The sequence below is a fragment of the Rhizobium sp. 62_C5_N11_2 genome, assembly GCF_051811185.1.
In the GTDB taxonomy this organism is placed as follows: Bacteria; Pseudomonadota; Alphaproteobacteria; order Rhizobiales; family Rhizobiaceae; genus Rhizobium; species Rhizobium leguminosarum.
On the sequence record NZ_JBPWPW010000005.1, the window covers coordinates 145,116 to 158,445 of the forward strand.

The 13,330-nt window shown below is 56.7% G+C and carries 9 protein-coding genes and 2 pseudogenes; all 11 read right to left on the bottom strand.

Annotated elements, in window-relative coordinates; genetic code table 11:
• Nucleotides 1–159: 159 nt before the first annotated feature.
• Nucleotides 160–499: pseudogene (locus AB8B31_RS34320) on the bottom strand (IS6 family transposase); the annotation flags it as partial.
• 50 nt (nt 500–549) lie between these two features.
• Nucleotides 550–3,249: a sensor domain-containing protein gene (locus AB8B31_RS34325; protein WP_064843748.1), complete on the bottom strand. Its 2,700-nt coding sequence runs from the start codon at nt 3,247–3,249 to the stop codon at nt 550–552.
• A 174-nt stretch (nt 3,250–3,423) separates the two neighbouring features.
• Nucleotides 3,424–5,691: a methyl-accepting chemotaxis protein gene (locus AB8B31_RS34330; protein WP_064843750.1), complete on the bottom strand. Its 2,268-nt coding sequence runs from the start codon at nt 5,689–5,691 to the stop codon at nt 3,424–3,426.
• 271 nt (nt 5,692–5,962) lie between these two features.
• Nucleotides 5,963–6,994, bottom strand: a complete 1,032-nt coding sequence (locus AB8B31_RS34335; RefSeq protein WP_170961507.1) for an AraC family transcriptional regulator — start codon at nt 6,992–6,994, stop codon at nt 5,963–5,965.
• Nucleotides 6,995–7,321: 327 nt separating this feature from the next.
• Nucleotides 7,322–7,484: pseudogene (locus AB8B31_RS34340) on the bottom strand (IS6 family transposase); the annotation flags it as partial.
• 6 nt (nt 7,485–7,490) lie between these two features.
• A complete protein-coding gene (ribB, locus tag AB8B31_RS34345; protein ID WP_081284273.1) occupies nt 7,491–8,294 on the bottom strand; it encodes a 3,4-dihydroxy-2-butanone-4-phosphate synthase in 804 nt (267 codons plus the stop codon).
• Between the two features lie 15 nt (nt 8,295–8,309).
• Nucleotides 8,310–8,819 (bottom strand): NADPH-dependent FMN reductase, encoded by a 510-nt coding sequence (locus AB8B31_RS34350; RefSeq protein ID WP_064843752.1) that lies wholly within the window; start codon nt 8,817–8,819, stop codon nt 8,310–8,312.
• A gap of 16 nt (nt 8,820–8,835) precedes the next feature.
• Nucleotides 8,836–9,852, bottom strand: coding sequence for an ABC transporter permease (locus tag AB8B31_RS34355; protein WP_064843754.1), 1,017 nt, complete (start codon nt 9,850–9,852; stop codon nt 8,836–8,838).
• Nucleotides 9,853–9,864: 12 nt separating this feature from the next.
• Complete coding sequence (locus tag AB8B31_RS34360) at nt 9,865–10,833, bottom strand: ABC transporter permease (protein ID WP_064843756.1); 969 nt, start codon at nt 10,831–10,833, stop codon at nt 9,865–9,867.
• Nucleotides 10,833–12,392, bottom strand: a complete 1,560-nt coding sequence (locus AB8B31_RS34365) for a sugar ABC transporter ATP-binding protein (RefSeq protein ID WP_064843758.1) — start codon at nt 12,390–12,392, stop codon at nt 10,833–10,835. Before AB8B31_RS34365 ends, AB8B31_RS34360 begins: the two co-directional genes overlap by 1 nt.
• 538 nt (nt 12,393–12,930) lie before the next feature.
• Entirely contained in the window at nt 12,931–13,329 is a 399-nt protein-coding gene (locus tag AB8B31_RS34370; protein WP_064843760.1) for a GFA family protein, read from the bottom strand.
• Nucleotide 13,330: the final 1 nt, after the last annotated feature.

Sequence of the window (13,330 nt, forward strand, 5' to 3'; positions counted from 1 at the left end):
CGCCCTTCACGCCGGAACATCAAATTCCGTGAGATTTATGCTTCGGCCTCGAGCGCATGCTTCACGCGCACAATCAACAGCGGCACGGCAACAATCAGGATTGGAATGGAACGAGGTCATCAGCCGGCTGATGTGCGGCCCGCATGGCCGTCTGGTACGTCGCTGGCTTTGTATGAGCACATCCAGAACAAATCCGTCCTGATCTACGGCTCGTCCGAGCCAATGCTTATTGCTACGGATCGAAACACCGGTCTGATCCAGATGCCACTTGTGGGCGAGCCGACCGGAACTGCGGCGGCGAATGTCGTTGGCGAAGGTACGACCAGAGTGCCCTGCCCACAGGCCAATCGTCTGGTGCGAGGCAATGATCCCACGAGCGGCCCTGCATGTCCTCGACCATCCGCAGGCTCAAAAACGAAACGGAACTAAAGCCACACCGCGTAGCCAATAATTTCAGCAAGAAGGGCTCGCGGCGACAAAGTGGGTCACGATCCATCATGCCATATCATCGCACGACAAATCCCAAGGTCCGTTGCCGTCACGATGCCCTCAGGGGCGTGCGTTCGCGACGAGAAGTTCGGACTTCGGAATGGGCTTACTATAGTAGAAGCCCTGTGCCACAGCGCAGCCGCTTTCAGTCAAGAATTTTTCTTGTTCAACCGTCTCCACGCCCTCAGCGACCACATTTTGCCCTAGGCAACGCGCAATCGAGAGAATTGCCTTCACCAGTTCCCGACTACGCTTGTCGGATCGATTGATGAATGACCGGTCGATCTTGAGGGTATCAATGGGAAAGTTGGCCAAATAGCTCAAAGATGAGTAGCCGGTGCCGAAATCATCGATCGCTATGGAAATTCCGCTCGCATGCAATTGAGAGAGTGTCGTCGAAACGCCCTCACAGTTGTGGAGCAGGAGGCTCTCAGTTATTTCGACCTCGATCCACTCCGCACGACAACCGGTTTCCTGTAATATGTCCGCGATCGTTTGCGACAAATGCGGGCATTGAAACTGCTTGGGAGACAAATTTATCGCGATCTTGTGCGGGGACAGTCCATCTGCGTTCATGGCGGCAGCCGTCAGACACGCCTCATGCAGCACCCAGCGTCCCAGATCGATGATCAATCCGGTCTCCTCGGCGACACCTATGAATTCGCCCGGAGGGATCATTCCCACCTTCGGATGATGCCATCGAAGCAGGGCTTCTGAACCGATCACCTTTCCGTTGTCCAAAAGGACCTTTGGCTGATAATGGAGTTCAAGTTGCCCACGTTTCATAGCAAGGCGTAGGTCTGATTCGAGCGCCAGGCGCTTTTCAGCCCCAATCGTGAGATCTCTTGAGTAAAAGCGGAAGTTGCTACGCCCAGAACGCTTTGCCAGATACATCGCAGAATCCGCATATTTCACCAAATCGTCGGGTGCGTCGCCGTCATTTGGAAATACCGATATCCCAATACTGCAGGATACAAAGAACTCCCTGTCGGAAAGCATGAAACGTTCTCCGAATGCGGCGAGCATTCTGCTGGCAATTTGAGCCAAATCCTCAGTGTCCTTAACATTCGGAAGCAAGACAGCAAACTCATCGCCACCGAGTCTCGCCACTGTGTCGGTAGTACGGACGCCTTCTCTCAAGCGGGTCGCCACCTGCCGCAGCAACTCGTCACCGACGGGATGTCCCATAGTGTCATTGACTGCTTTGAAATGGTCCATGTCGATTAGCATCACCCCGGCTCGCTGGCCCGCCGAAGCCGCGTCCCTGATCATCTCGCGTAACTGCTCATTGAAAAGTGTCCGGTTAGGGAGGCCGGTCAGAGAATCATAGAATGCCATCTGACGGATTTTCTTACGGGACGTGTCCAGTTCGGTGATATCGCGGGCCACGCCGAGAATCCCGGTCAGCTTTCCCCCCGCGAATACCGGAACCTTACGAGTTTCCAAAAGCACTGATCGATCATCCTCGTGATCGGTGATCCGTTCCTCATTGATGAGAATACGGCCGGCTTGCATGGCCTCTTTATCCTTGTCCCGAAAAAACTGGGCGAGTTCGGGAGTAAACAGATCATAATCCGTTCTCCCGACGATTTCCGCTTCTGCCTTGCCGACCAATCCTTCGAAGGCATGATTGCACAACAGATATTTGCCTGTTACGTCTTTCAGCCATACCATGTCCGGAATGGTCTGCAGTACACTCAAGAGGCGAGTCCGAGCTTCAATGATTGTTCCCTCGGCGTGCTTTCGCTCTGTAATATCGCGAGATAACACAAGAAAAGTGACGGTTGAGTGATTGCTGCTTGGTCGCTTTGCGACCGACAGTTCAAACCAACGGGATTCGCCATTTGGAAGGGCGATACGGATACATCGACCGTAGGAGGCGCCGGTTTCATCGGCTTCTTCAAGAGCCAGCATAGCGATGTCGGCCTGATCTGGAAGGAGCGAATCGCGGACAAGCTTGCCGAGCAGCACTTCTTTTGGTTGCGCCAGGAGCTCCTGATCCCTGGCCCAGACCTGCAGGTAGCGACCGTCGGCATCTACCTCGAACAGAACGTCAGGAATGGCGGCGATAATTCCCTCTGCGAATTCAAGAGCCTCTTTGAGATCATGCTCCGTACGTTTCCGCTCTGTGATGTCCAACATCGCGCCAACCAAGCCGACCCTATTGCCAGCTATATCAGTGATCGCTGTTTTGCTGAGTAAAAGATCAACTACGCCACCATCTTCGGCGGTGGCCTTTGCTTCATATTGCTGAACACCGCCATTTGCAAAAAGCGCCTCGTCCAACGCGGCATACGTCTCGGCTATGGGTGCGGGTACCAAATCGAAAACGGTTTTTCCGATAATCTCTGCTCTTGAGCGACCGGAGAAGCTTTCAAACGCCCTGTTGCAACCAAGGTGTACCCCATCTCTGTTCTTGAAGAAGACGGGTAGCGGGATCGCGTCGAGTACGACGGCACTGGACATCTCTTCGGCGTTGAATGGCATGTCGACGTTTGTCTCAGGTTGCCGGGGGGGCGCCCGAAAAGACTTCTCAAAGGGTTGCCCAAGCCTCGCGACATCCTCGTCGTGACCGGGCGATGGCCGGACAATGGAGGCCTCCGAAAATGGCGGTGCCGTGCCCGTAGCAAGCGGAGGACTGGCATTGACCGCATTGCGTAAGGCGTGACGCCCCTGGATGTTTTGAGCATCAGTCGCCATCTGCGTTTCTACAGGCTGTCCGAGGCGGGATGTTAGTTCCGATTGACGTATCTGTTTCATGTGCCAAGTCCTCTTGTAACGTGGCTGAACAATCATGCGTCAAGCCAGGGTTTTGTTAGGACCGCACAAGTCATTTGGCGGAGTACCATGCCGCTACCCCACCGGGATATCGCTCTCGTTCACAATCATCAAAGATGTGTATTTGACTGTGGTCGGCGACGCCGCCCATATGATTTAGAACGCTTGCCAATCATCATTCGAAGGCGCGAGCGCCAGGTTACCGCGGCGCATCGGATAGTTTCCGCGGTCAACCATTGTCTGACCGGCCGGGAAACTCTTGCCAGGTTCGCCCGAGACCTTCTGTGGCTTGAAATCCCCGCTCTCGTCTTTGAAGTGGAAATGTCTCAACAGCGCGGCTAGGCTTTGGCTCTCTTGGGCGAGGTGTGATCCTGCAGAATTCATCTCCGCGACCATGCTCGCATTTTCTTGAGTGGCATGGTCCATATGATTAACCGCGCCGTTGATCTCGCGCAGGCCCGACGATTGTTCTTGGGAGGCCGTTGCGATTGCGTCCATATGAAGATTTACATCCTGCACAAGCTCTTCAATCGTTCTCAGGCCCGATCCGGTTTCGCTCACGAGCCTTACGCCCTCGTCGACGGCCAGAGCTGAATTGCCGATGAGATCCTTGATTTCTTTTGCCGCTGTCGCTGAGCGCTGCGCAAGCTCCCTGACCTCCTGGGCAACAACCGCAAAGCCTTTTCCCGCGTCGCCAGCACGCGCTGCTTCGACGCCGGCGTTCAGCGCCAGGAGGTTCGTTTGAAAGGCGATCGTGTCGATGACGCTGATGATCTGCGAAATCTGTTTGGAGGAGTTTTCAATGCGATGCATGGCTCCGATAGCATTGCGTACAACCCGACCGGACATTTCCGCATGATCTCGCATCTGTTGGACGGCTCCGCGCGCCTCGGCCGTCCTCTTTGTCGTCGATGCAACGTTGACGGTTATTTCCTCCAACGCCGCTGCAGTTTCCTCGAGCGAAGCCGCCTGCTGCTCGGTGCGTCTTGAAAGATTTTCAGATGCGGCCGAGACGCCCGAGCTGCCATTCGTGACCGTTTCGACTGAATGGCCGACGGTAACAAGCGCGTCCCGGAGCTGACGAATGGAAGCGTTGAAATCGCCGCGCAACCTTTCAAACTGTGGCGCTAACGGCTCCTCAATCTCATAAATCAAGTCTCCATCCGCCATCCGCTTCAACCCGGTTGCCAATGCCGTCGTCGCTCGAACGAGGCGCTCATCTGCTTCTTTTTCAGCCCTTATCTGAATATCCAGCTTCTCTTTCTCAGAACGAATGCGCTCAGCTTCCGCGGATGTCTCCATTTGATTTTTTTGTATGGCCGCGCCGCGGAAAAACTCAAGGCAACGCGCCATGTCCCCGATCTCGTCGCGTCGGATCGTCAAGGGTACCGGCGCCGACGTATCGCCTTCTGCGAGTGCCTTCATTCGGCTTGTCAGAGTCCGAATGGAATTTGAAATTCTCCGAACGACCGAAATGCACAGAATGAGTACCGTAGACATGATCAGAAGCGTGGCGCCGGAGTAGCCGATAAAGGCATTGCGAAGATCGGCGTACCGCTGAAATGCCATCTCGTCCAACTTGTCGCCGGTGCGCATTATGAGCTCGGTCAACAAAGCAGCCCGCTGTTGGGTGATTTCATTCCATCGATCCAACGTCTCGGGGGGGAAGGAAACGCCCGGCTGGTTCGCATACATCTGATCGCGAACGCCCGCGATGAACTTGCCTGCGGCGCTGGCCTCGAAGTCGTCATAAGATTTGACGAGATCGGCAGGGAGAAATTCGTGCATCGTAGGCACATAAAGCTGCTTTAGATTTTTTGATTGTAAGAGGGACGAAAATAGATCGACGGAGATCGCTGAATTTTTGATGAAAGCTCGGCCGGGCCTGATCTCCAGCAAACTAGCTTCCGTGATCTGCATCAGCGCGTGAAAACCGGTAATTTGGCGTGCCAAATTCAAATTATTGACAGTCGCCCCAGTGCGACGGACGAGCTCCAAACCCGCAACGGCAGCTGGGCGCAAGGCAACGGCTCCCTCCGCCTCGCCCGCCGTTCCGTCATCGATGCGCCGGCGGAAGCTATCGATATTGTCTCGCCTTTCACGAATGATCTGCACTGCCCGTTCTATGGCCGGATCGTCAAATGCCTTTTTCCAAGAGTCGTAAGCGGAAAAGACCGCTGTAAAAGCCCTGTCCGATGCGGCTCGCTTCGCCCGACGGACGTCGGCGCCTGCAAACGCTTCCGCCGCTATAGCCTGGGCGAGGAATCCGCCTTCCCGCCCAAGTTGCTGCGTTGTTTGTGCGCTTCGGAACATAGAATATTCGTGGTAATATCCCAGTGATGTTGATACTCCGATGAGTACGAACGCCGTCAACGGAATAATTGCCAAAATCATTAAAAGTAGGGATAGCGGCAGTCTGGACATACGTTCCTCATGGACTATAAATTACACCGGATTCCATTAGCGACGCGGTCAAGAACATTGTGAAATCGACCGCTACATATGAGATGAGCTCGGCAGACTTACCATATGATTAACCCCTGTACTGATTTGAAACTGCGTTGCGCAGATCGGAACATCGTTGCGTTCAGGGGATCATCTGCAAGACAGATCTTGGGCCGAGCCAGTCGGTTTGCTGGAGAGTTCTGTTGCTATCAAGCCTCGAAGACGGTCGAGCGCGCTGACTGATCGTAGATCAGTCGGCGCAATCCGCCTCCGATATACGCAATGTTTCAGAGGGATATACTCCATAGCGCTTGCGATAGTCCGCAGAAAATCTGCCTCTATGAATGAAGCCCCATTTCAGAGCGACCTGCTTGACCGAGATGCCAGGCTCGCCTGTCATCAGTTCCTGATGCACTGATTCCAACCGTAGGTGCTGCAGAAATGCCAGAGGGGTCGTATTTCGGAAGTTGCGAAAACCGCTCTGAAGAGTGCGTCGGCTCACGCCACAAGCCGTTGCGATTTCCTCAAGAGATAGCGGCCGAGCAATATTGGCACGCATATAGTCGACCGCCCGCTTAACGGCCTTGGGTAAGGGTGGTTCAGCAACGCGGCATAACTCAGGTGAGTAGCGATGCTGCGCAGCTTCGATCAAAAGCTCTATCGTCGTTTCGGTGAGGAGATTAAGTGCTATCGGCGATTGAAGGAGGGTTCCGTCTCGTAATCCAGCATAAAGCACTGGTACCAGTTGCACCAAAAGGGAGCCGAACCCGACCGATAGGTCGATTTCTGGCGAAAAATCGAGGCTGCCTCTTATTGGCGTATTGAGCCGACGTGCTAAACGGCGCGTCAGCTCATCATGGGAGATCCTAAGACCCAAATGTTTCCTGGGCCCAATGAATTGGGTTGTACTCGCCGACATACTGTTCACGAAAACGCCACGCCTTCCCTCTGACAGGATTTGTCTGCCGTCCACGGTAACGACCGATCGCCCATATAGTGGAAGCATGATAATGTTTGCCTCCGCCGGTCCCTGGTGCTGGACCGTTAGGTCGCCCTCGTAATGCGCGGCAATAACTGCAATCGGGCCATTGGTAATCGCATGTATATCGTAGGCGATCGTCTTGTCGCCCTGTACATGCGCTGGAGATTGCGGGGAAAGCCTGGAAAGCGCTTCCGCGAGTTCCTCGCTGCAAGTGCCTTTGAGCGAGAAATGGTCAATCTTGGAGGGGACACTCTCAACTCTCCACATCATCACTTCCTTCCCGAAACGGTTTCCAAGCATGAGGTCGGCCTTTCGCCATCGACGGGCGAACAGGGCAATTGAGGGTTTGCAGCCGGTCCTTCGCCGTCACTTCGACGGGAATCTTAGACTTAAGGGCAAAGAGACGAGCCCATGACGCCGGTCGATTTTGTCAGTGATGCGCGAGCAATTTGGGCCCATAGGTTCATCGCTTCTACTCCCAGTTCGCGACGATGGCTCGTGGTGAGGTCATGGGGTGGGGTGTGGAACAGGGTGGAGCCGAAGCGCTACATCCGGCATGAACTCTCGTTTTACAGCGTGGTAGGATCGAAGCTTGTTGTTGGCGGAGGTATGACCAAATTACTCTGCCCACAGGCGGATCGTCTGGTGCGAGACAATGATCCCAGGACCGGCCAGCATGGCCTCGATCACCCGCAGGCGCAAAAGCAAAGCGGAAAGAAAGCCACACCGCGTGCGCAATAATTTCAGCAGGAAAGCGGCGGGGGCGATAAAGCGGGTCACGGTTTGTCATGCCCAATCATCGCACAGCGAACCCAAGGTCCGTTCCCCCCGTTGGCACCTGCGAAACGCACTTTTCTTGTGCTGTATCAGAGACTGCGAACGCAGTAGTTCCGCTCTCCCGCTGGGGGCATGTAGTACGTCTGCTTGCCAGATACGAAACATTCGACAGCGCCGCCGCCGCGCCCGCGTCCTCTAAACGAGGGCCGCGTTCATCGATCTCGCGGCAATAATCGATCAGGGCTTCGATGGTCACCATGAGAAGGTTGTGGCGCGCGGCGAATTCGCTGAGTTCGGGAAGACGCGCCATAGTGCCGTCGTCGTTGGCGATTTCGCAGATAACACCCGCTGGCTCGAGCCCGGCGAGCCGAGCGAAATCCACCGCGGCTTCCGTATGGCCGGGGCGTCCGAGAACACCCGACGGGTTTGCCCGCAGGGGGAATATGTGGCCTGGCCGGGACAGCTCCTCCGGCATCGTCGATGCGTTGGCAAGCGCCCTGATGGTCTTGGCGCGGTCTTCTGCGGAAATACCGGTCGATACGCCTTCTATCAGGTCCACTGAGACCGTGAACGCCGTCTGCATGGAATCCGAGTTGCGCTCCACCATGAGCGGGATATCCAGTTCGTCCAACCGCTCCCCGGTCAAGGGAACGCAGATCAGGCCGCGCGCATAACGCATCATGAAGGCAACATGATCGTTCGTCACCTTCTCCGCGGCAACGAGGATGTCGCCCTCGTTTTCCCGGTCTTCGTCGTCCACGACGATGATCATCTCTCCGGCGGCGATTGCTTTAACCGCGCTCTCGATGGAAGCAAACTTCATGTTCTTCTCCTTGAACTAACCATGGCCCAGAGTGCGTGCGAGTTGGCGGTCGACCCGCTCCCGAAGTTCCGCAGATGGTGCCGAATCCGGGAAGTCGCCGTCCATCGCATAGATGAAGTCACCGCGAACCTCGGCTTTGAAGAAGCCCATCAATGAGCGCAGGTGAGCCTCGACATGCTCGCCATGGGCCTCGGCCTTGCCCGTTGCGAATATCAAAACGGGTCTACCCTGCAGGGCTGTCATTTCGAAGAGGTCGAAAAGATGCTTGAGAAGACCGGTCATCGAGGACTTGAAGACCGGTGTCCCCACAACGAGGACGTCTGAAGATTGGATTGCGTCAAGAACGTTCGCAAGTCCAGCAGGAGCCTCCGAACGCCACAGCGTGGTTCCTAACACCGGGAGAACATCGACCAGGTCAAAGAGATACCGGCCGTGGCCGGGCGAGACGCTCGAGAGTGCGTATTCCCCGAGCGCCCGCGTCTTGGAGGGGCGCGAGACATTGCCGGTTATCGCGACAATCTTCATTTTGCCGGCCCTCCGATCAGATCTGGTTGCGGATATGCGGGGTACGCGCGTAGACGGCCACCATCGGCACGATCAGCAAACCCACGATCGCCTGTTGCGCGGCAAAGCTGAGGCCGAGCCCGACCAGCAGGGACGTCAATATCGTCAATACGAGTACCCCGAGAACGGTTGCCCCGTATCCGCCTGCGCCACCGAGCAACGAGGTGCCGCCGATCACAACGGCCGCAACGGTGGTGAAGAGATATGGGTCTCCGACGCCAACGAAGCCGCCGCCGGAAAACCCGAGCAGCAATACGCCCGTCAGTGCCGACATCGCCCCACTGATACCGTGAATGCTGGTCCAGACCTTGGTTTCGGAAATGCCAAGCCGTGCCGCTGCAGTCCTGCTGCCGCCGACGGCGTAGATGGAGCGGCCGAACCATGTGTTATACAGAGCCCAGATGGTGACGAGCGTGACGAGGAGCCACACCAGTACCACTGGCGGCAGGGGCAGCCCGAAGGTCTTCCCGTTGAACGCGGCGATATTGCGGAGCCAGTCCGGTACGGGGGCGAAAACCGTTCCGCCGTAGTCGGAACCGATGGAGGTGTAGAGTTGTACCGCGCCGACAAATGCGAAGCCGACCCCAAGGGACATGATGAGAGCCTGGCCCTGCAGCTTGAAGCTCAAAAAGCCGTTCGCAAGCCCGATTGCTGCTCCCAGGAGAACGACCGCTATCACGGCCAGCCAGGCAGGCATCCCGGTGACCAACAGGCTTGGGAAGAGAATATTCGCTCCCCCGATGACATATGGAATGGAGAGATCAAGCGCGCCAACCATGGCACATAGCGTCTGTCCCAACGATGCAAGCCCCAGGAAAGCGGCAAGCAGCAATATCGAACGCGCGTTACGGGGCGAGATAAACCCCGGAACAAGGATCGTACCCAACACGAGAAGTGCGGCAAGCAGACCAAAGCCAATTACGATGCTGCGCTGAAGCTTTACCGATCGTCCTGTGATTTGGCTCATCGTCTGTTCCGTTGTGAGTGAAGTCATTACCAGTCCTCTCTAGAAAGCCGTGCGCCGGGCCGTCATGAATACGTTGACGAGGAGCGATGCCACGAGGATCAGGCCGAAAGCCATTTGCGTCACGAACCCCGTCACGCTTCCGAAGCTGAAGGCGGAAAGCAGGTACGAGATGAGGAACATGTTCAGCGCACCAAGCGTGGCCCCCAAAGCTCCTCCTCTCCCGCCAGCCAGGTTTGCGCCACCGAGCACCAGGGCGGTAACCGCCTGGAGCGTGTAGCTGCTTCCCTGGGTAGGATCGCCAGAAGAGATCAATGCCGTATAGCTGAGCGCGGCAAGGCCGACGAAGACGCCGCCGAGGAGATGGGCGCAGATGCGTACGGTGTCGACTTTCACCCCGCTCGTGTAGGCCATCCGTTCGTCAGCGCCTGTCATGCGAAGGTGGGAGTAAAAGGTGGTCCGGCGCATAACGGCCCAAAGAGCCAACGCCGCCAAGACGATGATCAGCACCGGAGATAAGATCGTCGTTCCTGCTCCCCACGTCATCATCCAGTCCGGCGCAACGCCGCCCGGCCTTGACATGACCATGAGGTTCAAGCCTGAAAGGACGAGGAAGCTGGAGAGCGTGACGATGATGGGGGCGACCCGGACGTAGATGATGATGAGCGCCTGCAGCAACTGATACAGTGCGCCGACTGCCACCACCCAGCAAATCACTGCGAGCGGAGACGTGTAACCCCTTGCTGAGAGCCAGCCGATCAGGGTGACGTTCACGAAACCCATCAGCGGGCCAACGGAAAGGTCGACCGAACCGCGGCCTGCCATCACGATCGGTGTCAGGGCCAGCGTCGTGAGGATCAAAGGTGCTGCGACGATGATTGCTCCGCCCATTCCGGTTGCGGTGAACAGCCGCGGCGAGAGCACGGCTGCGGCGACGAGCAACACTCCGAAAAGAACGAGCGGTACGGTCAGCGACCTGTCGAGCGCAGGAAATCCAAAACGTTGCGACATCAGTGTGCCTTTCTCTCTTTGGAGAATTCCATGGTGTCGGCAACCGAGCGGCCGAACATTGCAGCGAGAATGGTTTCTTCGTTGATGTCGGGGCCGTCGAGGGAACGATGGATGCTCCCTTTGTGAAAGACATCAACGCGATCGGCGAAACCGAGAAACTCTTCGATCTCGCTTGAAAGGTAGATTACCGAGCCGCCACCTTCGGCAAACAGCCGAAGCTCGCGATACAGGTCGCGTTTGGTGTTGAGGTCCACGCCTCGAGCAGGGTCGTTAAGAACGATCACTCTGGGATCATTGGCGAAGGCACGACCGATCAGGACCTTCTGCTGGTTACCCCCGGAAAGGGACGTAATGCGGTTGTCCGGGTGCCCGATCTTGACGCGGAGCCGCTCGACCTCCCGGGCAAACGTCTGCTTCAGCCTTTTACGCCTGATGACACCGAACGGCCCCAGGTTCTTTTGGTAGATACCGATGGCGAGGTTCTCGAAAATGCTCTGCTGTGGGAAAATTCCTTCCCGCTTCCGGTCTCCGGATACGTACACAATGCCCTTATTCGCGGCGTCGTCGAGCGTGCTGACTTTGACGAGACCGGTGCTTTCCCGATCCAGGATCCGGACCTCCCCTCCGAACGGCGACATAATCCTGGCGACCAGTCGCACGAACGCGTCCTGGCCCTGGCCGTCCAGACCCGCAACGCCCACGATAGATCCCTGCGGAAGGACGAAGTCGAAGGGTTGCGATGCCTCTTGGGGGCGCGCGCCATGCACGGAAAGAACCTCCTTGCGATCACCCGACAGGCCCGCTGCAGACGTTGAAGCGGCGGCGGAAATCTGGCGGTCTTGAGGGGTCATCATGCGGAGGAGGTTCGCCTCGGTGATCTCGGATTTCTCAAGGACACCGACGGTGAAACCGTCTCTCAGTATTGTCGCCCGGTCGGCGATACGGACGAGCTCAGCGATGCGGTGCGTGACGATGATTACCGCGCACCCCTCGGACCGGAGCCGATCGATCTCTTCGTGGAGCCGGACGGTCGCGTCGAGATCGAGTGCAGCCGAGGACTCGTCCAGGATCAAGACCTTGGGTTTCCTCAGGACGGCGCGGGCGATAACGATCCATTGCTTGATGCTGAGCGGAAGATCACCGACGTTCTGCCTGAGATCGATATGCTTTCCGACCAGGCGGTCCAGAAGGCTTTGCGCAACGCTTCCACGTTCCTTGGAGGATTTCCGAAGCGAGAACAGGTCCTCGCTTCCCACGAAAAGGTTGTCGAGGACACTTGCCTCATCGGCGACAAGGACTTCCTGGAAGATCGTAGCGAGACCAACCTCTTTGGCATCGACTGGCGAGGTGATGGACTTGCCAAGGATTAGGACAGATCCTCCATCGGCAGCGATAACGCCGGACATGATCTTCGCCATGGTGCTCTTGCCGCTGCCATTCTCGCCAACGATCGCGTGCACCTCTCCTGCCCTGGCGACAAAATCGCATTTCTTCAAAGCCTTCGTTTCGCCAAACGATTTGGCAACGGCCGTCATGCTTACGGCGACGTCATTCGTCATGCCCATCCTCCCTTTAGGCAGCAGCAAATCGCGCCAGGGCATCCGATGCCCGGCCTCTTGCTGGATTGTGACTGCCGTCTTTGAATGCTCCGAGTACTCACCCGGCGAACTGCAGAATGACAGATTGTCTGCTAATCTGTCAATAGAGACGTCATGCCCTTGTCGGGATGTCGAGTTGGTTTCGATGAAATCACGATGATATGGTCGCTAGACGCCCCGATATTTGCGAAAGCGCGTTGGCACGCACCTGACGTCCGGTCAGTGGTTCTCAACCGGAACTCGTCCGCCAGATCGGAAGCGATCTGGCGGCCTCCGCTATCAAGCCAAGACCAAAGCGCTGTTGAAGGTGTCCGGTCATGGGAATTACCATCGCACCCACTCCGATGAAGGCGACCGTTTCAATTGGGGGATACGTCACAGCCCAACCTCCACGCTTCGAACGCGGCAAGTGCCACTCGATTTAGCCCCTTCACGGGCGTGCCCGGGCAAACCGCACTCATTGTCGATCAGCCCATAGGGGCGCGCAACCGTGAAAGGATCACGGGAATTCTTCGAAGTTTTCCTTCGCGGGGTCGTGGGCAAGCCACGGCGTGGCGTGGGACAGCCAGACGTTGGACATAGGAACTGAACCAGGATCAGTGTCAAAAGTGCCTGCCCGCAGCACCTTCATCTCCGGGTTGGCAGGCCGTTCGGCATAAACGTGCGAACCACACCGTGAGCAGAACCACCTCAGTTTTCCAGGCGTCGACTCAAAGCTGTGAAGGACGTCATCGCCGGAAATCAGATTAAAGTTCTCACTCTTCACCTTGGCGGCAGTGTTATGATCGGCCGCATGGGACTTTCTGCACGTCTGGCAGAAGCAGTTCCACATCGGGCCGTCCAGTTCCGACACTTCGTACTGGACCGCTTTACATTGGCAAGATCCGAGGATCGGCATC

Coding starts and splice junctions, on each gene's coding strand:
- AB8B31_RS34325 (WP_064843748.1), bottom strand. CDS start 3,249: ATGAAACAGATACGTCAATCGGAACTAACATCCCGCCTCGGACAGCCT.
- AB8B31_RS34330 (WP_064843750.1), bottom strand. CDS start 5,691: ATGTCCAGACTGCCGCTATCCCTACTTTTAATGATTTTGGCAATTATT.
- AB8B31_RS34335 (WP_170961507.1), bottom strand. CDS start 6,994: ATGCTTGGAAACCGTTTCGGGAAGGAAGTGATGATGTGGAGAGTTGAG.
- ribB (WP_081284273.1), bottom strand. CDS start 8,294: ATGAAGTTTGCTTCCATCGAGAGCGCGGTTAAAGCAATCGCCGCCGGA.
- AB8B31_RS34350 (WP_064843752.1), bottom strand. CDS start 8,819: ATGAAGATTGTCGCGATAACCGGCAATGTCTCGCGCCCCTCCAAGACG.
- AB8B31_RS34355 (WP_064843754.1), bottom strand. CDS start 9,852: ATGACTTCACTCACAACGGAACAGACGATGAGCCAAATCACAGGACGA.
- AB8B31_RS34360 (WP_064843756.1), bottom strand. CDS start 10,833: ATGTCGCAACGTTTTGGATTTCCTGCGCTCGACAGGTCGCTGACCGTA.
- AB8B31_RS34365 (WP_064843758.1), bottom strand. CDS start 12,392: ATGACGAATGACGTCGCCGTAAGCATGACGGCCGTTGCCAAATCGTTT.
- AB8B31_RS34370 (WP_064843760.1), bottom strand. CDS start 13,329: ATGCCGATCCTCGGATCTTGCCAATGTAAAGCGGTCCAGTACGAAGTG.